This window comes from Ewingella americana, from assembly GCF_006438725.1.
GTDB classification, from domain to species: domain Bacteria; phylum Pseudomonadota; class Gammaproteobacteria; order Enterobacterales; family Enterobacteriaceae; genus Ewingella; species Ewingella americana_A.
Map to the genome: position 1 here is coordinate 25633 of NZ_RCZD01000006.1, position 21540 is coordinate 47172.

Sequence of the window (21540 nt, forward strand, 5' to 3'; positions counted from 1 at the left end):
TTTGACAGCGTCACCATAACAACATTGCTGCACAACAAGGAATGCAAATGAAGAAACTGCTCCCCCTTCTAATCGGACTAAGCCTGGGCGGCTTTAGTGCGATGAGCCAGGCTGAAAACCTGATGCAGGTCTACCAGCAAGCCAGGGAAAGTAACCCGGATCTGCGCAAATCTGCCGCCGACCGTGATGCTGCATTCGAAAAAATCAACGAATCGCGCAGCCCTTTATTACCGCAACTCGGCTTGGGTGCGGATTACGATTATACCAACGGCTACCGCGATGCGAATGGTGTTAACAGCAACGTGACCAGCGCGTCCCTGCAATTGACCCAGACCATTTTTGATATGTCGAAATGGCGCGCACTGACCTTGCAGGAAAAAACAGCCGGTATTCAGGACGTCACTTTCCAGACGGCTCAGCAATCCTTGATCCTGAATTCAGCGACAGCCTATTTCAACGTGTTAAGCGCGATTGACTCCCTGTCTTACACTGAAGCTCAGAAGCAGGCGATCTACCGTCAGTTAGACCAGACGACTCAGCGTTTTAACGTGGGTCTGGTGGCCATTACCGACGTACAAAACGCCCGTTCGCAATACGACACGGTATTGGCTAACGAAGTGACTGCCCGTAATAACCTCGACAACGCACTGGAATCTTTGCGCCAGGTCACCGGGGTTTACTACCCGCAACTCTCTTCGCTGAACATCGACAGCTTCAACACCCAGCGCCCACAGCCGGTCGCCAGCCTGTTGAAAGAAGCCGAAAGCCGCAACCTGAGCTTGCTTTCTGCGCGCTTGTCACAAGATTTAGCCCGTGAGCAGATCCGTTACTACCAGACCGGCCACATGCCAACGGTAGACCTGACGGCATCCACTGGCGTGAGCAACACCAAGTATAACGGCTCGAACACTGGCGAATCATCCAGTACACGTGACTCCGATGCAGGCCAGAATAAAATCGGCATCAGCTTCTCTCTGCCACTGTACAGCGGCGGCTCGGTGACCTCTCAGGTCAAGCAGGCGCAGTACAGCTTTGTCGGCGCCAGCGAGCAGTTGGAAAGCGCGCACCGTTCCGTCGTTCAGACCGTGCGTTCTTCCTTTAACAACATTTCTGCGTCTATCAGCAGCATCAACGCTTATAAACAAGCCGTGGTTTCTGCGCAAAGTTCATTAGACGCAATGGAAGCCGGCTATCAGGTGGGTACCCGTACCATCGTTGACGTATTGGATGCGACCACCACGCTGTATAATGCCAAGCAACAGCTGTCAGCCGCTCGTTATAACTACCTGATTAACCAGTTAAATATTAAATCTGCGTTGGGTACACTGAACGAAAGTGATCTGATGGCGCTTAACGGCACGTTAGGCAAAGCGATTCCAACTACGCCTGACGCCGTCGCCCCAGAAAATCCACAGCAGGATGCTTCTGCAGACGGTTATGGTAATAATCAGAATGCAGCTCCGGCCAAAAAGAGCGTGCAGGCTGAGAAAGTGAGTTCTCCGGTAGTGAAACGCACTTCGGCGACCACCAGCACCCCAGCAGGCAGCACCAAGAAAAGCGACAATCCTTTCCAGAATTAATCTGGTTTGAGACGAACTTCCTCCGCTTTCGACCTAAGCAGCCTAAGGGCTGCTTTTTTTTGCCCACGTCACAGCCTTTCGTAAAGTCTCGTAACAATTACCCCTGACTGCTTTAACATTAACCGTCTTTACCCTATTCTTACGCACTACTGGGAAAGGGCAAAAAAGCCCTACACATGGGATATATACGATGAAACGGACACAAAACATCAACCTGGCTACCTTCCGGAAATCCTGGCGTAGCTACCGCATCACCCCCGTCGCTCTTGCCATTAGCGCCGTGTTTATGCTTTCTGCCTGTGAAAAAACCGATGAAACCGTCTCGCTGTACCAAAATGCGGACGATTGTTCAAAGGCCAACCCATCTAACAGCGCGCAATGTGCAGCAGCATATGACGCCGCCAAAAAAGAAGCGGAAAAAACCGCGCCGAAATACGCCAGCCGTGAAGAGTGTGTGGCTGAATTCGGTGAAGGTCAGTGTACTCAGACTCCAGCCCAGGCTGGCATGGCCGCTCAGCCTCAGCAAAGCGGCAGTTTCTGGATGCCACTGATGGCCGGTTACATGATGGGCCGCATGATGGGTGGCGGCGCGGGCTTTGCCCAGCAACCGCTGTTCACCTCAAAAAATGCCGCCAGCCCGGCTAATGGCAAATTCGTGGATGCCACCGGTAAAAGCTACGGACCCGCGACCGCAGGCGGACGTACCATGAATGTGCCGAAAACGGCGATGGCACCAAAGCCGCCTGTCACCAACACCATCACCCGTGGTGGCTTTGGTGAAAGCGTAGCAAAACAATCGTCTATGCAACGCAGCGCAACCGCAGCGCCGCGCAGCGCTGGACGCAGTATGGGTGGCTAAGAGACACACATGAAACGTTTAGCGATTGCAGAGCGTCCGAACTGGCGCGAAAAAGCCACCGAGTTCGGCTTCAATTTTCACACCATGTATGGCGAGCCGTACTGGTGTGAAGATGCCTACTATCAGTTCACGCTGGCGCAGATTGAAGAGATTGAAGACGCCACCGCTGACATCCATCAGATGTGTTTAAAAGTGGTGGAAAAGGTCATCGGTGACGATGCGCTGATGGCGAAATTCCAGATCCCGAAACACGTTTGGGATTTTGTCCGCAGCTCATGGAGAACTCAGCAGCCCTCGCTCTATTCCCGTCTGGATCTGGCCTACGACGGCGTTAACCCGCCAAAACTGCTGGAAAACAACGCCGACACGCCGACCTCATTGTATGAAGCGGCCTTTTTCCAATGGTTGTGGCTGGAAGATCAAATCGCCGCCGGTAAACTGCCGCAGGATGCCGATCAGTTCAACAGCATGCAGGAAAAGTTGATCGAGCGTTTCAGCGAGCTGAAAAACCAGCACGGCTTCTCATTGCTGCACTTCGCCTGCTGTGAAGACACCGAAGAGGATCGCGGCACGGTGCAATATTTGCAAGATTGCGCACAGGAAGCCGAGCTGGCCAGCGAATTTCTGTTTATTGAAGAGATCGGTCTTGGCGAGCGCGGTCAGTTTACCGATCCGCAGGATCAGGTGATCAGTAACCTGTTCAAGCTCTACCCGTGGGAATTCATGTTCCGCGAGATCTTCTCCACCAAGCTGGAAGATGCGGGCGTACGCTGGCTGGAACCGGCCTGGAAAGCGATTTTGTCGAATAAGGCGCTGCTGCCACTGCTGTGGCAAATGTTCCCGGACCACCCGAATCTGCTGCCGGCCTATTTCGCCGAAGACGCCCACCCGGAAATGGATCACTACGTGATCAAACCGCTGTTCTCCCGCGAGGGTGCCAATATCCGCATCATCGAAAAAGGGCAGGAAGTGGTGAGCGTGGATGGCCCTTACGGCGAAGAAGGCATGATCGTCCAGCAGTTCCATCATCTGCCAAAATTCGGCGACAGCTATACGCTGATCGGCAGCTGGCTGGTCAACGATCAACCCTGCGGTATCGGCCTGCGCGAAGATAAAGCGCTGATCACGCAGGATCTGTCCCGTTTCTACCCGCACGTGATCGTCGGTTAATCTTTCGGATCGACCAATAAAAACGGAGAGCGAATCACTTCGCTCTCCGTTTTTTATTGCCTGAAAACTTAACCTATTTGTACCGATAACATGCTCAGCGAACTCATCACAATTCCGTCCGTCGGCGTGGTGATCGCCTCTTCGCCATCCCACGCGCCCAGCACGTACAACAGCGGCAGATAGTGCTCGACTGACGGATTAGAGAGCGCTGCGCCGTCGTGCTGCATGAAATTGACCAGTGGATGGTCTTTGGCAGGCCCTTTCCAGTCAAGATTATCCAATACGTACTGGTTAAACGAGGCCGCCCACGGATAAGGCTCTGAATTACCTTCCCATTTCACCATCCGCAGGTTGTGCACCACGTTGCCGCTGGCAACTATCATCACGCCTTCATCACGTAAGGCTGCCAGTTTCCGGCCAATCTGATAGTGATATTCTGCCGGCTGCGTGCCGTCAATGCTGAGCTGCACGACAGGAATATCCGCCTCCGGGTACATTTTGATAAGCACGCCCCAGGTCCCATGGTCAAAACCCCACTCGCTGGTATCAGCGGTGACGTTGATGGGTTTGAGCAATTCCTGCAGCTGTTTTGCCAGCGCCGGTGAACCCGGTGCCGGATAACGTTTGTCGAACAGCGCCTGTGGGAAACCACCAAAATCATGGATGGTACGCGGGTTTTCCATCGCCGTTACCGCCGTGCGGCGGGTAAACCAGTGAGCAGACACGGCCACAATGGCTTTCGGCCGTGGCAAGGTTTCGCCCAGCGCCTGCCATGCACGAGTATAAGTGTTGTCTTCAAGCACGTTCATCGGGCTGCCGTGACCTAAAAACAGAGCGGGCATACGAGGGGAAGTCATAACGTTTTCCTTACCGCAAAGTGAAAAGAGTGGCAGAGCTCCCGGCGGGAGACCCTGCGCGATGAAAATACGTTACTCTTTTTCGAAGCCATACACAGCCGGATAACGATGATGAAGTTATTCAATAAATTTGAATACAGCAGACGTAAAAAAGGCCGCACGAGGCGGCCTTTCAACAGGAAGGAAAAACTCAGCTGGCTTGTTGCGTCTGCGCCTGACGGTAGGCCACCAGATCTTCGATGGTCAGCACCGGCATATCGTGTTTTTTGGCAAACACAATCGCTTCCGGCGCATGCGCCATGCTGCCGTCATCATTGGTCAGTTCACACAACACGCCAAAAGGTTTAAGGCCTGCCAGCGTCACCAGATCGATGGATGCTTCAGTATGACCGCCACGGGTCAGCACGCCGCCTGCCTGCGCGCGCAGCGGGAAGATATGCCCCGGGCGGTGAAGGTCAGAAGGTTTTGCGCCGTCTTTAATCGCAGTGCGAATGGTGGTGATACGGTCAGCTGCAGACACGCCAGTGGTCACCCCTTCAGCCGCTTCGATAGTCACGGTGAAAGGGGTCTGGAACTGGCTGGAGTTGTGCTCAACCATCATCGGCAGTTCGAGCCTTTTACGGCTGTCTTCGTTCATGGTGAGGCAAACAATGCCGCTGCCGTGGCGAATCGTCAGTGCCATTTGTGCAACCGTCATGGTTTCGGCGGCAAAGATTAAGTCGCCTTCGTTTTCACGATCTTCGTCATCCAGTACCATCACACCGCGGCCATTGCGTAATGCATCAAGTGCATGCTCAACGCGTTGAAGCGGTGTACCAAATTCGGAAAGTAGGGTCTGATTCATGGTAAAAATAACCTCATAAACTGTATATAAAATACATGGATTACCAGAATCAGGGCGTCTTGAGGAGTATCACTGTGGCGCAATAGTGCCGTGCAACAGTGTGAAAAAATAACGCAGCAGGCAAAGAAATATTGCCCGGCTTGAATCGTTACTCTCTCCCATCCGGACTTTAACCGTCGGCCCCGGAATTACACCGGATCTGCTGACCTCTAACCCCGAAGGGTTGAGCGCTCGCGGGCTTCCACTTAAGATGAAAATGAGTTCCATCAGTACTGCCTGTGGTTTACCGCCGGTGGGGACTTTCACCCCGCCCTGAGAATAAGCAGGTCAACTATAACGCCATTAAAAGGTCGGGGCAATGTGTCGAATGACCGATTAATGCCATCGGGAAGGTTTATAGAAATCACGTCTGCGATTACACTAGGGATAAGCGCCTACTTCGAAACAAGGTAACCCACATGATTGACCCGAAGAAAATTGAACAAATTGCCCGCCAGGTTCACGAATCTATGCCAAAAGGCATTCGCGAATTTGGTGAGGATGCTGAGAAGAAAATCCGTCAGGTTTTGCAGGCGCAGTTCAGCCGCATGGATCTGGTCAATCGTGAAGAGTTTGATGTTCAGACCCAGGTGTTGCTGCGTACCCGCGAGAAGCTGGTGGCGATGGAACAGCGCCTGACGGACCTGGAAGCCAAACTGACCGCGGCGCAAAAACCGCAGGATCCCGCTTAACACCTTCCGGTGGTTTTCGAACGTAAAAGGCCTGTTTCCACAGGCCTTTTTTAATGGCGATACGGCAGCTATTGCGCCTGTACGACCGATCGTGGCTTGGGCAACAAACGCCAAAGCGCAGCGAGCATCAGCAAGGCATACAACGACTTCCAGCCGACCATTGCCAGTAGCAGGCAGCACAGCAGGCTGCCCACCAGCGCCATCACTCTCGAACGCCCTTTCAGCAACCGCCAGCCGGCCAACATACACAGCAGATAGATCAGAATGAAGATGCCGTTGGCATAGACAATCAGCGCATCAAGCGGCAGATTCAGCCAGTAAATCAATAGCGTAAACAATATGCAACTGCCCACGACTGCGTTCAATGCGGCGACTGGCACGCGTTGCGCCGAGAGCTGTGCCAGACGGCTTTTCGGCTTCAACTGCGCCTGCGACCATACCAGCCTGGCAAAACTTTGCGTGTAGATATTCACGCTGGCAAAACAGGCCAGATAACCGATGATGCAGGCCACCCACAGCGCATGCTGACCAAACAGCTGCACCACGATGCCGGGCAGCGACGCCGCCGCCTCGCGCCCTTCTCCCCAGGCGTGAAATTTCAGCACCGCCACGGTACAACCCCAATAGACGGCGCCCGCCACCAGCATGCCAATCAAAAGGGCACGCGGGAAATCACGCTCAGGGTGACGAAATTCGGTCGCCAGATGCGCGAAGGCCTCCAGCCCGACAAAACACCAAAACATCACCGCCAGCGCATCAAACATCGAAGACGGTGACACATCCGCCACTTTCGGCAACGGGATCTGGCTGAGCGTGATCCCGCCCTTCCACCAGATGGCCACCACCAGCCCGACCACCAGAAAGGCAATCAACGTCTGAATGTTAGCGCTCGAACCCGCGCTGCGGGTGCCAAGAAACCAGATAGCAAACAGCGTCCCCAGTTGGACCAGCAGCAGATTGGTGCTGCTCCAGCCAAAGGCCGCCTGCCAGAATCCGGCTGCGATATGTAAGGCTGCGGGTAGCCCCACCGGGATCACCGAAAGAAACAACCAGCCGGTGACCCGCGCCATGTGCGGCCCGAACGCCGTACCGACAAAATGCGCCGCGCCGCCCGCACTGGGGAAATGCCGCCCTAACGCCGCAAAGCCGATGGCTATTGGGAAGACCAGCAGGATTAACACCGGCCAGGCCCACAGGCTGTCGTATTGCGCCAGTTGGGCGGCCAGTGCGGGCACCGCAAAAACGCCCGTCCCCAGCAATGAAGTAGAGAGCAGCCCGATGCCCTGTGCCAGCCCCAACTCCTGTTTTAATCCACTCACAAATGCCTCTTCTGCCGGAATAAGGTCTATAAAATAAAGGCCCGGCACAATGCCAGGCCTTCGCTGTTTCAGTGTCAGTCACCGCCGCAGTGATTAATCCTGCGCTTTGATCTGGTTGATAAGCTTGGTGGTGGATAAGCCATCTTCGAAGTTGAGCACCCGCACTTCGCCGCCGTTTGCCCAGACTTCCTCGCTACCGGCGATTTGCTCAGGTTTGTAATCGCCGCCTTTGACCAGCAGATCAGGAAGGATCCCGGCGATCAGTCGTTGCGGCGTATCTTCTTCAAATGCGACGACCCAATCCACTGCGCCCAATGCACCCAGCACAATCATGCGGTTTTGCAACTGATTGACCGGGCGAGTTTCGCCCTTCAGACGTTTGGTGGACGCATCGCTGTTGACCGCGACGATCAACCGGTCACCCAGTTTACGTGCGTTCGCCAGATAGGAGACATGCCCGGCATGCAGAATGTCGAAAATACCGTTGGTCATCACCACTTTTTCGCCGCGCTGACGGGCCATCGCCACCGCCGCTTTGAGTTCGGTCTCGGTCATAATGCCAAACCCGACGTCAGAACGCCCGCCGATCGCATTTTCCAGTTCAACCGGAGAAACCGTCGAGGTGCCGAGTTTACCCACAACGACACCGGCAGCGGCATTAGCGAGGAAGCAGGACTCTTCGAGGGAGTTCCCCGCCGCCAGAGCGGCCGCCAATACGCCGATCACCGTGTCACCGGCACCGGTGACGTCATACACTTCCTGCGCCTGCGTAGGCAGATGCAGCGGCTCTTTGCCCGGTTGCAGCAACGTCATACCGTGTTCGGAACGGGTCACCAGCAGCGCGGAGAGTTCGAAATCCGCCACCAGCTTCATGCCGCGTTCGACCAGTTCGCCTTCGTTTTTACAATGTCCGACCACCGCTTCAAATTCTGACAGATTAGGCGTCAGCAGCGTGGCACCGCGATAGCGTTCAAAATCAGAACCTTTTGGATCGATAAGCACCGGGACACCGGCTTTTTTCGCCAGCTGAATCATCGGCTGAACGTCCGTCAGCGCGCCTTTGGCGTAGTCAGACAGCACCAGCGCGCCGCTTTGCGGCAGGGCCTGTTCAATTTTTTGCAGCATGGGCTGGAGATCAACACCTTCAAAACCTTCTTCGAAGTCGAGGCGGATCAACTGCTGGTTGCGTGACAGCACGCGCAGTTTGGTGATGGTCGGGTGAGTGGGTATCGCCACGAAATCACACTGAACCTTTACTTCATCCAGACGCTGAGCCAGCGCACGGGCCGCATCATCAACACCGGTCAGGCCGATCAGGCGCGATCCGGCACCGAGGGACGCGATGTTCATCGCCACGTTGGCCGCGCCACCGGGGCGCTCCTCAATGGTGTTGACTTTCACCACCGGCACCGGCGCTTCCGGCGAAATACGGTTAGTCGGGCCATACCAGTAGCGGTCTAACATTACGTCACCCACTACCAGCACACCGGCACGGTGAAAATCAGGCAGAGTCACTTTCATCCCATACTCCAAAACAGGTAAAACCTGACATAAAAATAGTGCGGGGATAATATCACAAGCCATTATCCTCCCCGAAAAAACCGTCACAACGGAGATTTATCCTATCAGCCGAGCCAGGCATTCCAGCTGGCGGTGATTTGGTTGCGTTCCGTAATAAAAGCGTCGGCAGCCACTTTGCCGCTGTGTTCTTGTAACGCCAGATGGTGTATTTCATCGCGAAGCGTGACATACGCATGTTTCAGCCGCAGCGCTTCCTCTTCCGGCATGATGTCGTACTGCGCCATCAGTTCGAAAATACGCACATTGTCCGACCAGCGCGTCAGGCCGGGCTCATCGTGGGCAAAGCGCAGAACCAGATATTGTGCAATGAATTCAATGTCGGTGATGCCGCCTGGATCGGCTTTCAGATCAAAGGAATCACGCTTTTTACTGCCCAGATGGGCATACATTTTTTCGCGCATTTCGCGCACTTCTTTGCGCAGCGCATCGGCGTCACGCTGGCGGCATAAAATCTCACGCCTTGTGGCGTTGAACTGTCGGGTCAGTTGCGGGTCGCCGTAGACCACGCGGGCACGCACCAGCGCCTGATGCTCCCAGGTCCAGGCTTCGTTTTGCTGATAATCGGCAAAGGCCTCGATGGTGCTGACCAGCATCCCCGCCGCCCCGGAAGGACGCAGACGGGCGTCCACTTCGTACAAAATACCGGACGAGGTGCGGGTGCTGAACAGGTGCATGATCCGCTGGGCGAGGCGCAGATAGAACTGGCGGCCGTCGATGCTGCGTTCGCCGTCAGTCATCACTTCTGGCGCGCAGTCGAGCAGGAAGACCAGATCCAGATCTGAGCTGTAGCCCAGCTCCCATCCGCCCAGTTTGCCGTAACCGACCACCGCAAAACCGCGCCCTTCGCGATGTTGCAGATGAGTGGGCTGACCATAACGGGTGATCATCTGGTCCCACGCCTGCTGGATCACCGCTTCGAGGATCGCTTCGGCCAGATAAGTCAGATGGTCGCTGACCTTCATCACCGGCAGTGCGCCTGAAATGTCACCGGCGGCAATGCGCAGATGCTGTGCCTGCTTAAACTGGCGCAGTGCCTCCAGTTGCTGCTCTTCGTCATCGGCAGGAACCCGCAGTAAAAACTGACGAAGTTCATCGCGGTAGGCGTCAGGCACGGTCGGCTGATAAAGAGTGCGGGAGTCGAGCAGTTCGTCAAGCAACAGCGGGTGGCGCGCCAGCTGGTTTGCCACCATCGGCGAGGCGGCGCACAGCCGGACCAGCTGTTTCAGTGCGCCCGGATACTCCACCAGCAGTTCGATATAAGTAGTACGGGTCACAATATTGAGCAGCAATAAGGTCAGGCGCTGCAGGGTAATATCGGCATTTTTGTAAGCGCACACTTGCGCTAGCAAGCTTGGCATCAGTAAGTCGAGCTGTTCGCGGCCGCGTGGCCCAATGGTGCGTTTGTCCACGTCGCGGCGGAATTCAGCAATCTGACGCAATAAACCACTCTGCGCAACAGGTGCCATTTGCGGCACCAAATCCGCGATGTCAGTCACTTCCAGCGCGTCAATCCACAAGCTGCTAAATTGTGCATGCTGCGCATCTTCTCCCGCGTCCGGCGTGTCATCACCAATCAGATCGTCAAATACGGCGCGGACTGCCTGCATATGGCTATGCAAACCGTCGAGCAGCGAGGGCCAGTTGGCAAACTGCATTCCCCAGGCCAGCCGCGCCTGATTAAGTTCATCGGCGGGCAGCGTCTGGGTCTGTTCGTCGGCAATGGCCTGCAACAGATTTTCCAGACGGCGCAGGAACAGGTAGCTGGCGCGCAGTTGCTGCACCTGCACTGTCGGCAGTAATCCCAGCTCGTCCACCGCCTGTAAGGTCGGCAGCAATGAGCGCTGCTGCAACGACGGCTCACGGCCACCGCGGATCAGTTGAAAGACCTGAGCGATAAATTCGATTTCACGAATGCCGCCCGCACCCAGCTTAATATTGTCTTTCAGGCCACGACGGCGAACTTCGCGGGCAATCATGCCTTTCATGTTACGCAGCGACTGAATGACGCTGAAGTCGATATAGCGACGGAAGACAAAAGGCATCAGCATTTTGCGCAATTCCTGGCTGCTGCTGTCCTCCGCGCCACCCATCAGCCGCGCCTTGACCATGGCGTAACGCTCCCAGTCACGCCCCTGCTCCTGGTAATAATCCTCCAGCGCCGGGAAGCTCATCACCAGCGGGCCGCTGTCGCCGAATGGCCGCAGGCGCATGTCCACGCGATAGACAAAGCCGTCGATAGTCGGCTGATCCAGTGCTTTGATCAGCCGCTGGCCGAGACGGGTAAAGAACTGCGCGTTATCCAGCTGGCGGCGTCCGCCCTGCGTCTGGCCGTTTTCAGGATAAGCGAAAATCAGATCGATATCGGACGAGAAATTGAGCTCACCGCCCCCCAATTTGCCCATGCCCAGGATCAGCAGTTTTTGCGGCACACCCTCGGCGTTGACAGGCGTACCGAACTCCCGGCAGCAGGCGTCGTATAACCATTCACGGGCGCTGACGATCAGCGTTTCAGCCAGTTCGCTCAGTTGACGCAATGTCTCTTCGCACTCACTGGTCATTAACGCCTGCGACCAGGCAATGCGCGTCAGAATACGCTTGCGAAACAGGCGCAACGCCTTCATCAGTCCGGCCTCATCGCTGACTGCCGCCAGCGCCTCGCTCAGCCAGTCGCCGTAGTGCTGCCACTCCGTGGCCTGCGGCGGATATTGCACAATCTCATGCCACCACGCGGGGAAAGCCAGTAAGTTTTCACTGATAAAATCACTGGTGGCAACCACGGCCAGCGCCTTTTCATCAATGTCCGGCAACGCTTGCGGATGTTCCTGACAGCGTAAAATAAAGCTGTCGGCCTGACTTTGCAGTGTGGGAGTGTGTGGCAACATGAGATCGGGTTCCTTTCGCAAAAAAGCCTGAGTCAGACTCAGGCTACTTGTTCAATTAAACTTCAACCATAAACCAAAAGCGGGACAGACAACTTATCTGGCAATTTTACCGTTGAGCCAGAAAGCATCCATCATGACGGCGTGCTGACGGGCCGAATCTTCCCAGGCATGTTGCTGCTGAACGATAGCCTGTTGCAGCTCCAGCCAACCATTGATGTACGGCGAGCTATCCTCTTCTGGGTAAGCGCCTGCTAACATGTGGAAGGAGATAATGTGGCGTTTCAAACGGGCCAACTGGTCGCGGAAAGCGTCTTCATCCAGTGGCTGGCCGAATACGTCTTTGAGTTCAGCGGCGGTACGGCCCAGCATGATGTCAGCAAAACGCTTGAAGGAACCGTCGAGTTTCTTCTGGGCCTTCTCATCAATGAAGGGTTTCCACGCCTGTGTCGCTAACCAAGATGTGAGCGCCAACTTACATTGCAGATAGGCCGCGCTGTAGCAAACGGCTTCAGCATCTGCGCCCTTTTTCTCCAGCAGCGGCACTAAATCGGTCAGCAACGCACGCAGTTCAGTAGAGGCTTTACGCGGAATAAGCCCGCCGAAGATGACCAGAATCTGGCGTACGGTTTCAACGGCCTGCAGTACGGTCAAACGCACGGTTTTATCGCCGCGTACCCACAGTTCTTCATGGTACTGCCAGTGATCCATCGCCAGCGCCAGCGTATCCGCCATAGCCTGCTCAACAGTCGCCTTCGGCGCAGCCTTAAATACCGGCAAAGGACGCGGCTCACGGGCCGGATTGCCTTTAGCCAGATGGTAACCGCGTGCGGCTTTACTCAGGCCACCCTGACGTAACCCGCCGTTTTGCCCAATCAGTGCCGCCAGCGCCAGTAAATCAGCGGTGTTGCCTTTTTTCAGCTCCAGCTCAATTTCAGACAGCGGCTCAGAAAGCTCACCGGCCACCACTTCACCCTGATCAAGGCCCAGTTCTATCTCACTTTGCTGGTAAGTGATCACCCACTTCTCACGCGTGAAGGTGGTGCTAAACAGCGGCAGTAAGGCTTTTTGCAATGCGGCGACTTTGCAACCTTCCGGCCAGATATCTTTTGGAAAAGCGCTCAGTTTCAACGTTGGTTTTTTCAGCTCAACATTGTACTCAGGGCGCTGGTGCAGGCCACCCACCACGCTGCCGGCGGTTTTGATGGTCATTTCATATTGATCGTCGAAACCGCGAATACGCAGACCCATATCATGGTTGCGCATCCAGTTGTCGGCAGTTTCGTAATAGATGTTGGTCAGTTTTTGCGGTGCCGCATGTTGGCTGTCAAATTGCGCCAGTTGCTCGGGCAATTCGGCGATAGCAGCGGCAGTGGCGATAAATTTTAATTCTATTTCTACGGTCATAGTGATTTCACACCGGGTTCTGGATGTCAAAAGGCTGTATAAAGCCGACAAAAGGCGTTAGTGATAGAAAGGAATTCTATCACAGGGTCTGGATGCAAGCCGCATATCAAGGGATAGTAAGATAGTTCCCATTCCTGTTTATGCATTGCGTCGTCAAACTGTTGCCCTTAGTATCAACCGCTCATGACGTCGGTTCACACATCGCGTTCCATAAATTCACTCAGAAACGATGAAAAAATGCAGAAATTACGCCTAATTGGTCTCGCTTTGCTTAGTTTAAGCATCACTTGGGGCGCTCACGCTGATGAAAAGCGCTACATTTCCGACGATCTGATCACCTATATCCACAGCGGTCCGGGTAATCAATATCGTATCGTAGGGACGTTGAATGCCGGTGAACAGGTCACCCTGCGCAGCGTCAATGACAGCACTAAATATGGTGAGATTGTTGATTCAAAAGGCAAAACTGCCTGGATCCCCCTCGACCAGTTGAGCAACGTTCCCAGCATCCGTACCCGTGTTCCCGATCTGGAACAGCAGGTGAAAACGCTGACAGACAAATTGACCAATATCGACTCAAGCTGGAACCAACGTACTGCTGAAATGCAGCAAAAAGTGGCCTCAAGCGACGGTATTATCAATGGTCTGAAGAAAGAAAATCAGGATTTGAAAAACCAGCTGATTGTCGCGCAGAAGAAAGTCAGCGCGGTCAACGTACAACTGGACGACAAGCAACGTACCATTATTTTACAATGGTTTATGTACGGTGGTGGCGTCGCGGGTGTCGGTCTGCTGCTCGGTCTTATCCTGCCGCACCTGGTCCCGCGTCGTAAGAAAAATGACCGCTGGATGAGCTAAGCCCTACCGCTATCGCTTCAGGCACTACGCATTTTAAAAGGCACTCCGGTGCCTTTTTGCGTTGCTGTTAGCCGCAGATTGCGCCCCCGCATTTTGCTATGATGAACGGATTGACGGCCTTTTCGTGCCGCTTTCAGGCAATATTGCTTTGATTTTCTTCTTATCCGGGAGCCATACCATGAAGATCTACCTGGTCGGCGGCGCAGTCCGAGACAGTTTATTAAATCTGCCGGTGACCGAACATGACTGGGTCGTCGTGGGTGCAACCCCTGAATACATGCTGGCGCAGGGCTATCAGCAGGTCGGCAAAGATTTCCCGGTGTTTCTGCATCCGGTCAGCCGCGATGAATACGCGCTGGCACGAACCGAGCGTAAATCCGGCGCCGGTTACAACGGTTTTACCTGCTATGCCGCGCCGGACGTCACCCTCGAACAGGATCTGATGCGCCGCGACCTGACCCTCAACGCCATTGCCAAAAGTGCCGAAGGGGAACTGTTTGACCCTTACCACGGCCAGCGGGATATCGAGCAACGAGTACTGCGCCATGTCTCTGACGCCTTTGGCGAAGATCCGCTGCGCGTTTTGCGCGTCGCCCGCTTCGCCGCACGCTTTGCCCATCTCGGTTTTCACGTCGCCCCGGAAACGCAAAAGTTAATGCAGCAGATGGCCGAAAGTGGTGAGTTGTCAGCGTTGACGCCAGAACGTGTCTGGAAAGAAACCGAGAAAGCGTTGCAGACGCAGGACCCGCAGGTTTTCTTTCAGGTGCTGCGTGACTGCGGTGCGCTAAACGTGCTGTTCCCGGAACTTGATGCGCTGTTTGGCGTCCCCGCGCCGGAGAAATGGCACCCGGAAATCGACACAGGAATTCATACGTTAATGACGCTGAAAGTCGCTGCGGAACTGACGCCTGACGTGGATATCCGCTTCTCTGCGCTGTGTCATGACCTTGGCAAAGGGCTGACCAAACCTGAATACTGGCCCCATCATCACGGCCACGGCCCGGCGGGCGTGAAACTGGTGGAGAATATGTGTCAGCGGCTAAAAGTCCCAACCCACATTCGCGAACTGGCCAAGCTGGTTGCTGAATTCCATGATCTGATCCATACAGTCAATAAACTTCGCCCGGAAACGATTCTGAAACTGTTCGACACCATCGACGTCTGGCGTAAGCCGCAGCGTCTTGAGCAGATGATTTTGACCAGCGAAGCAGACGCCCGTGGCCGCACCGGTTTTGAGCACAACCCGTATCCGCAAGGCGATTATCTGCGTGAAGCCTACGCCGTGGCGCAGACTATCTCGATCAAAGAAGTGGTGGAGTCTGGCTTGCAGGGAACGGCTATCCGCGATGAACTGAAAAAACGCCGTATCCAGGCAATTAGCGAATGGAAGAAAACGCAGGATATTGAACAGTAAGACAGTACGTTATGTACTGATCTCAGTGCGCTCCCCTAAATCATTCGAGCCGCATCAAGGCGGCAACTGAATAAATCCCCGGGAGCTTACGGAAGTAAGTGACCGGGGTGAATGAAGGCAGCCAACGCAGAGGCAGCTCGAAGGATGACGGGGATTACGCAATAAATACGACGTACACTGCTATTGCGACGACAAAACGATAGATGGCAAATGGCACAAACGAGATGCGCTTAATCACGCTCAGAAACGCTTTGATAGCAAAGAGTGCCACGATAAACGCCGTCACAAAACCGGTGGCGAACATCGGTAAATCGGCCAGAGAGAGGAAGCTGTAGCTTTTATAGAGGTCAAGTACAGTCGCCCCTAGCATCATCGGCACCGCCAGCAGGAAAGAGAACTCTGAGGCGGCAAAACGACTGACACCCAGTAGCATTCCCCCACCGATAGTCGCACCCGAGCGGGAAAACCCCGGCCACAGCGCCAGACACTGACACACGCCAATCATCAGGGCCTGAAAATAGGTCATGTCATCCAGACCTTCAGCGCGGGGCTTTTTCGGTTTCAGCCATTCGGCGGCAATCAGCCATATCCCCCCGACAACCAGTGCGTACATGACATTTTTCGGCTCAAACAGCATCTTAATTTGCGAATGAAACAGCAATCCCAGCACGGTTGCAGGCAACATTCCGAGCAGAATATGGATAAGGTTCAGCCGGCGGGTGCCGGTCCCTTCGTGCGCCGGTGGCTTACCAAAATGCAGCCCGATCATGCCAAACAACCTGCGCCAGAACATCACCACCACGGCCATGATCGAACCCAGCTGAATAATCACTTCAAAGGATTTGGCGGTATCACCGGTAAAACCCAGCAAATTACCCACAATGATCATGTGACCCGTGGAAGATACCGGTAGAAACTCGGTCAGCCCTTCGACCACACCTAAAATGACAGCAACCAGTAAAGAATGGCTTTCAATTACCATTAAATGTCCCAACCCTTAAGAAATATAAACAGTCTGTTTTATGACAAAACAGGACAAAAGCCAGACAATAAAAAGCGGCATCATCAAGGTGCCGCCCAGACAACGTCATCCAATGCAAACTCTGTCTTTATAACGCATTCTTATGACAAACATTCGCGTCATCAGTTTCTGAAATTTACACTTTACGTTGTATTTTTCAGAAGGCGCATTAACTGCGCACGCCACGCTCAATCATCACACCGACGTTGGCAGCTTGTGCCACTGCGCCGGGCTTACTCAATTTGATGCGCACCCATGGCGAGTTAAAACGCGCCAACAGCAGGGCAGCCACTTCTTCAGCCACGCGTTCAACCAGCGCGAAATTCTGCGATGACACATGCTTGATCACCGCTTCGCTGACATCGGCGTAACTCAAACAGTCATTCACATCGTCACTGGCGGCAGCCTGGCGGTTATCCCAGGCCATTTCGATATCGAATACCAGTCTCTGCTTGATGGTTTGTTCCCACTCATAAGCGCCAATGGTAGTGATTACATTCAGTTGCTCAATAAATACGATATCCATCACGCGTTTCTCTGTTTTTGGGTCAGCCGGATACCACTTCCGGCGGAAAATGCGTATTATCCATAGATGTTACGATTAACACGATCCTTATTAGACGGAACTGCGTTATGAGTGCTACCGCGCTTGGCATGATTATTTTCGCCTACCTTTGCGGCTCGATTTCCAGTGCAATTCTGGTCTGCCGGGTAGCAGGGTTACCCGATCCCCGAAGGCAAGGTTCCGGCAATCCCGGTGCAACCAATGTTTTACGGATTGGCGGTCGTGCTGCGGCCGCAACGGTACTGATTTTCGATGTCCTGAAAGGCATGTTGCCTGTCTGGCTGGCGTATCGCCTGAATATTCCACCGATGTATCTTGGCCTGACTGCTATCGCGGCCTGCGTCGGACACATCTATCCGGTGTTCTTCCGCTTTAAAGGCGGGAAAGGGGTCGCCACAGCGTTTGGTGCCATCGCGCCTATCGGCTGGGACCTGACCGGTCTGATGACCGGCACGTGGCTGCTGACCGTTCTTCTGAGCGGCTATTCATCGCTGGGCGCCATCGTCAGTGCGCTGATTGCGCCATTCTATGTCTGGTGGTTCAAACCACAGTTCACCTTCCCCGTCGCGATGCTCTCCTGCCTGATTCTGTTGCGTCATCATGACAATATTCAGCGCTTATGGCGCCGACAGGAAACCAAGATCTGGGATAAGTGGAAAGAGAAGCGCGCCGCCAAAAAGGCCGCGCTGGAAGCCGCCAAAAAAGCCGAAAGCGAAAAATAGCGCCAGAAAAGAGAAATAAAAAAACGACCTCATCGGGTCGTTTTTTTTGGCTCAACTCACTCCGTCTAAGCCGGTCTGAACGGGAGCGAGGCAAGGCGCAATAAGGTGAAGAAGCGCAGCATACATCAGTATGTGAGCATTTTGAGCCGCCGCAGCAACGCAGTCGCAGCCCCGTCTCAGACCGGCGGAAGCTCGGCCAACGGCCAGCGAGGCCGTACTGAGATACTCAAATCTGTATTCTGACTGCTGCCCAACCGTACCATCCCCGCATAAGCAATCATTGCGCCGTTATCGGTACAAAATTCAGGCCGCGCATAAAAGACAGCACCACCGCGTTTTTGCATCATCTGCGCCAATTTAGCCCGCAGCGTGCGGTTCGCACTGACACCGCCGGCCATCACCAGACGCTTGAAGCCGGTGTGATCGAGTGCGCGTTTGCATTTAATCGCCAGCGTATCCACCACGGCATCTTCAAAAGCGCGGGCAATATCAGCATGGGTTTGCGGGTCGCTGTCATTGGCGCGAACGGTATTGGCGGCGAACGTTTTCAGGCCGGAGAAGCTGAAATCAAGGCCGGGGCGGTCAGTCATCGGACGCGGGAACGTAAAGCGCCCTGGCGTGCCCTGCTGCGCCATTTTTGACAGCATCGGGCCACCGGGGTAGTCCAGGCCCAGCAATTTTGCGGTCTTGTCGAAGGCTTCGCCTGCGGCGTCATCAACGGATTCCCCCAGCAGTTCATACTGACCGATGCCGGTCACACTGATTAACTGCGTGTGGCCACCGGAGACCAGCAGCGCAACGAAAGGAAAATCAGGCGGATTGTCTTCCAGCATGGGTGCCAGCAGATGGCCTTCCATATGATGAACTGGCACCGCAGGAACGCCCCAAGCGAAGGCTAACGAGCGTCCGATGGTAGCCCCCACCAGCAGCGCTCCCACTAAACCAGGGCCTGCGGTATAGGCCACGCCGTCGATATCCTGCGCGGTTAACCCGGCTTCCTTCAGCGCCGCCTGGATCAACGGAATGGTTTTGCGCACATGGTCGCGCGATGCCAGCTCAGGCACGACACCGCCGTAATCAGCATGCAGTTTTACCTGACTATACAGTTGGTTGGCTAACAAACCGGCTTCGCTGTCGTAGATCGCAATTCCGGTTTCATCGCAGGACGTTTCTATACCCAGTACTCGCATCACCTTTCCCATCTTGTTTTCACGCTAACTTGCGGCGCGCAGTTTACCATACAACGCCCGCACGGCGCTGCTTCTGCTAAGTAAATCCTGCACCTTCGCCAATTAATGTCGAGCAATTTAAGTTGATTGGTATATAATCGCCGGCCGACGCAAAAGCGAGCGCACTTTTGGAATAAATGGGTTGGAAGGCGCAGCTTCAATTTGCCGTTATGCTTTACAACGAAGCGCAAGTTGGAGTAAAATTCCGCACCATTTTGAAATGTGCTGGTACAAACCAGCAAACAAACCGATTTTATCGAGGTGAGAGGCACATGCCTGTAATTAAAGTACGTGAAAACGAGCCGTTCGACGTAGCTCTGCGTCGCTTCAAGCGTTCCTGCGAAAAAGCGGGTGTTCTGGCAGAAGTTCGTCGTCGTGAGTTCTATGAAAAACCGACTACCGAACGTAAACGCGCCAAAGCATCTGCAGTAAAACGCCACGCCAAGAAACTGGCTCGCGAAAACGCACGCCGCACTCGTCTGTATTAATCTTCGGGGGTAACCCCACCGTGTGTTTTTGCTTTCGCAGAAACACACAAATCGATGAGTAGTTGCATACGCATGCCGTGCTTTCCGAAAGGAATGCGCGGCTTGTTCTCGTTTATAGGCTAGTGAGTAAGGGGCTTATGGCTGGGAGAATTCCGCGCGTATTTATCAATGACTTGCTGGCTCGTGTCGACATCGTGGATCTTATCGATGCTCGCGTAAAGCTGAAGAAACAAGGCAAGAATTACCACGCGTGTTGCCCTTTCCACCATGAGAAAACACCCTCATTTACCGTAAACAGCGATAAGCAATTTTATCATTGTTTCGGCTGTGGAGCGCACGGCAATGCCGTCGACTTCCTGATGAACTACGACAGACTTGAGTTTGTTGAAAGTATCGAGGAACTCGCGACAATGCAGGGTCTGGAAGTGCCGTACGAAGCAGGCACAGGTCCAAGCCAAATGGAGCGCCATCAGCGTCAAAGCCTCTACCAGTTGATGGAGCCGCTTGCCGCCTTCTATCAACAGTCACTTAAACAACCCGCCGGTGCTCCTGCCAGAGAATACCTTTCTCAGCGTGGCTTAAGTGAAGACGTTATTACCCATTTTGCCATAGGTTTCGCCCCGCCGGGCTGGGACAACGCGCTTAAGCGTTTTGGCAAAAATGCCGATGACAAAGCCTCATTAATTGACGCCGGTATGTTGGTCACCAATGACAACGGACGCAGCTATGATCGTTTCCGCGAACGGGTGATGTTCCCGATCCGCGACAAACGCGGCCGCGTGATTGCCTTTGGTGGCAGGGTTTTAGGCGAGGGTACGCCGAAATACCTGAACTCGCCGGAAACCGAGATTTTCCATAAAGGCCGCCAGTTGTATGGCCTGTATGAAGCTCAACTGAAACACCCGACACCTCTGCGATTATTGGTTGTCGAAGGGTATATGGACGTCGTCGCACTGGCGCAATTTGGCATCGATTATGCCGTTGCATCTCTGGGCACGTCGACCACTGCCGACCACATTCAGTTGATGTTCCGCGCCACTGATAACGTGGTGTGTTGCTATGACGGCGACAGAGCCGGGCGCGAAGCCGCCTGGCGCGCACTGGAAACGGCCCTGCCGTATCTCAACGATGGCCGTCAGCTACGCTTTATGTTTTTACCCGATGGCGAAGATCCTGACACGCTGGTACGCAAAGAAGGTAGAGCCGCGTTTGAACAACGGATGGAGCAGGCGCAGCCACTCTCAACCTTCCTGTTTGAATCGCTGATGCCGCAGGTTGATTTAAGCAGCCCCGACGGGCGCACTAAATTGAGCATGCTGGCCCTGCCTTTGATTCGTCAGGTACCAGGAGAAACGCTACGGATGTACTTGCGGCAGCAGTTAGGCAATAAGCTCGGCATTCTTGATGACAACCAGCTTGAAAAACTGATGCCAAAGCTTGCCGACAGCGGGAATACCTACCAGGCGCCCCAGCTAAAACGCACAACCATGCGTATACTTATAGGGTTACTGGTACAAAACCCACAACTGGCTACACTTATACCCTCACTGCAAGGATTGGAACAAGCGAAGCAGCCAGGGCTGGATCTGTTTACTGAGTTGGTAAACACTTGCTTAGCCCAGCCGGGGCTAACCACGGGCCAGTTGCTTGAATTGTACCGCGACAATAAGTTCTACCAGCAGCTTGAAACTCTGGCGACATGGAACCATATGATCGTTGAGGATATGGTCGAAGAAGAGTTTCGCGCCACGCTGGCCAGCCTGTATGACTCGATTTTAGAGCAACGGCTCGAAATATTAATTGCTAAAGCCCGCACGCATGGACTCAGCCCGGAAGAACGTACCGAGGTCAGTTCACTGAATCAGGTTTTAGCTAAAAAGAATTAAGCCTGAACACATGGGCAACTGAACAAACGGCTTAAGTGCCGATAAAAAGTGGGACACCGTCCCGCGCTATGCCGCTCTTGTGGGCCGCGGCAACAAGTAAACGCCCCTATACCCTAACGGGTAAACGTTA

At 54.3% G+C, this 21540-nt stretch carries 18 protein-coding genes and 1 riboswitch; of the genes, 9 read left to right on the forward strand and 9 right to left on the reverse strand.

Going from position 1 to position 21540, the window contains the following annotated elements; genetic code table 11:
- Nucleotides 1-47 precede the first annotated feature (47 nt).
- The 3 genes from tolC to EAH77_RS12490 all read left to right on the forward strand — a co-directional run bounded on the left by tolC (nucleotide 48) and on the right by EAH77_RS12490 (nucleotide 3609).
- Nucleotides 48-1580, forward strand: coding sequence for an outer membrane channel protein TolC (gene tolC, locus EAH77_RS12480; protein WP_140473140.1), 1533 nt, complete (start codon nucleotides 48-50; stop codon nucleotides 1578-1580).
- Between the two features lie 190 nt (nucleotides 1581-1770).
- On the forward strand, nucleotides 1771-2439 hold the full coding sequence (locus EAH77_RS12485; RefSeq protein ID WP_140473142.1) for a DUF1190 family protein: 669 nt from the start codon (nucleotides 1771-1773) through the stop codon (nucleotides 2437-2439).
- A gap of 9 nt (nucleotides 2440-2448) precedes the next feature.
- Nucleotides 2449-3609, forward strand: a complete 1161-nt coding sequence (locus tag EAH77_RS12490) for a glutathionylspermidine synthase family protein (protein ID WP_140473144.1) — start codon at nucleotides 2449-2451, stop codon at nucleotides 3607-3609.
- 68 nt (nucleotides 3610-3677) lie between these two features.
- Here the strand turns inward: EAH77_RS12490 and ygiD are convergent, their stop codons facing one another.
- On the reverse strand, nucleotides 3678-4466 hold the full coding sequence (gene ygiD / locus EAH77_RS12495) for a 4,5-DOPA dioxygenase extradiol (protein ID WP_140473146.1): 789 nt from the start codon (nucleotides 4464-4466) through the stop codon (nucleotides 3678-3680).
- A 190-nt stretch (nucleotides 4467-4656) separates the two neighbouring features.
- Nucleotides 4657-5310 (reverse strand): 3,4-dihydroxy-2-butanone-4-phosphate synthase, encoded by a 654-nt coding sequence (ribB, locus tag EAH77_RS12500; protein ID WP_140473148.1) that lies wholly within the window; start codon nucleotides 5308-5310, stop codon nucleotides 4657-4659.
- Nucleotides 5311-5456: 146 nt separating this feature from the next.
- Nucleotides 5457-5634, reverse strand: a riboswitch (FMN riboswitch).
- Nucleotides 5635-5768: 134 nt separating this feature from the next.
- Between ribB and ubiK the strand changes: the two genes are divergently transcribed.
- Nucleotides 5769-6041, forward strand: coding sequence for a ubiquinone biosynthesis accessory factor UbiK (ubiK, locus tag EAH77_RS12505; protein WP_140473150.1), 273 nt, complete (start codon nucleotides 5769-5771; stop codon nucleotides 6039-6041).
- A 68-nt stretch (nucleotides 6042-6109) separates the two neighbouring features.
- On the opposite strand, the gene yjeH is transcribed toward ubiK, so the two are convergent.
- From yjeH to EAH77_RS12525, 4 genes are all read right to left on the reverse strand, one after another.
- Nucleotides 6110-7360, reverse strand: coding sequence for an L-methionine/branched-chain amino acid transporter (gene yjeH / locus EAH77_RS12510; protein ID WP_140473151.1), 1251 nt, complete (start codon nucleotides 7358-7360; stop codon nucleotides 6110-6112).
- Between the two features lie 93 nt (nucleotides 7361-7453).
- Nucleotides 7454-8881 (reverse strand): bifunctional D-glycero-beta-D-manno-heptose-7-phosphate kinase/D-glycero-beta-D-manno-heptose 1-phosphate adenylyltransferase HldE, encoded by a 1428-nt coding sequence (hldE, locus tag EAH77_RS12515; RefSeq protein ID WP_140473152.1) that lies wholly within the window; start codon nucleotides 8879-8881, stop codon nucleotides 7454-7456.
- 104 nt (nucleotides 8882-8985) lie between these two features.
- The gene (gene glnE, locus EAH77_RS12520; protein ID WP_140473153.1) at nucleotides 8986-11823 is read right to left on the reverse strand and encodes a bifunctional [glutamate--ammonia ligase]-adenylyl-L-tyrosine phosphorylase/[glutamate--ammonia-ligase] adenylyltransferase; all 2838 of its coding nucleotides are present in this window, start codon (nucleotides 11821-11823) and stop codon (nucleotides 8986-8988) included.
- A 93-nt stretch (nucleotides 11824-11916) separates the two neighbouring features.
- Complete coding sequence (locus tag EAH77_RS12525) at nucleotides 11917-13227, reverse strand: inorganic triphosphatase (RefSeq protein WP_140473154.1); 1311 nt, start codon at nucleotides 13225-13227, stop codon at nucleotides 11917-11919.
- Nucleotides 13228-13464: 237 nt separating this feature from the next.
- On the opposite strand from EAH77_RS12525, the gene EAH77_RS12530 reads away from it, so the two are divergent.
- Nucleotides 13465-14085 carry a TIGR04211 family SH3 domain-containing protein gene (locus EAH77_RS12530; protein ID WP_140473155.1) on the forward strand — a complete coding sequence of 207 codons (621 nt, stop codon included), beginning with the start codon at nucleotides 13465-13467 and terminating at the stop codon, nucleotides 14083-14085.
- Between the two features lie 178 nt (nucleotides 14086-14263).
- A complete protein-coding gene (locus tag EAH77_RS12535; protein WP_140473156.1) occupies nucleotides 14264-15499 on the forward strand; it encodes a multifunctional CCA addition/repair protein in 1236 nt (411 codons plus the stop codon).
- 154 nt (nucleotides 15500-15653) lie between these two features.
- Here EAH77_RS12535 and bacA read toward each other — a convergent pair whose 3' ends face one another.
- Nucleotides 15654-16481: an undecaprenyl-diphosphate phosphatase gene (gene bacA / locus EAH77_RS12540; RefSeq protein WP_140473157.1), complete on the reverse strand. Its 828-nt coding sequence runs from the start codon at nucleotides 16479-16481 to the stop codon at nucleotides 15654-15656.
- 208 nt (nucleotides 16482-16689) lie between these two features.
- On the reverse strand, nucleotides 16690-17046 hold the full coding sequence (folB, locus tag EAH77_RS12545) for a bifunctional dihydroneopterin aldolase/7,8-dihydroneopterin epimerase (RefSeq protein ID WP_140473158.1): 357 nt from the start codon (nucleotides 17044-17046) through the stop codon (nucleotides 16690-16692).
- A 107-nt stretch (nucleotides 17047-17153) separates the two neighbouring features.
- Between folB and plsY the strand changes: the two genes are divergently transcribed.
- Nucleotides 17154-17807, forward strand: a complete 654-nt coding sequence (plsY, locus tag EAH77_RS12550; RefSeq protein ID WP_140473159.1) for a glycerol-3-phosphate 1-O-acyltransferase PlsY — start codon at nucleotides 17154-17156, stop codon at nucleotides 17805-17807.
- A 176-nt stretch (nucleotides 17808-17983) separates the two neighbouring features.
- On the opposite strand, the gene tsaD is transcribed toward plsY, so the two are convergent.
- Nucleotides 17984-18997: a tRNA (adenosine(37)-N6)-threonylcarbamoyltransferase complex transferase subunit TsaD gene (gene tsaD / locus EAH77_RS12555; RefSeq protein ID WP_140473356.1), complete on the reverse strand. Its 1014-nt coding sequence runs from the start codon at nucleotides 18995-18997 to the stop codon at nucleotides 17984-17986.
- Between the two features lie 311 nt (nucleotides 18998-19308).
- Between tsaD and rpsU the strand changes: the two genes are divergently transcribed.
- Nucleotides 19309-19524, forward strand: coding sequence for a 30S ribosomal protein S21 (gene rpsU / locus EAH77_RS12560; protein WP_001144069.1), 216 nt, complete (start codon nucleotides 19309-19311; stop codon nucleotides 19522-19524).
- A gap of 137 nt (nucleotides 19525-19661) precedes the next feature.
- Complete coding sequence (gene dnaG / locus EAH77_RS12565; protein WP_140473160.1) at nucleotides 19662-21410, forward strand: DNA primase; 1749 nt, start codon at nucleotides 19662-19664, stop codon at nucleotides 21408-21410.
- The last annotated feature ends 130 nt before the right edge of the window (nucleotides 21411-21540 follow it).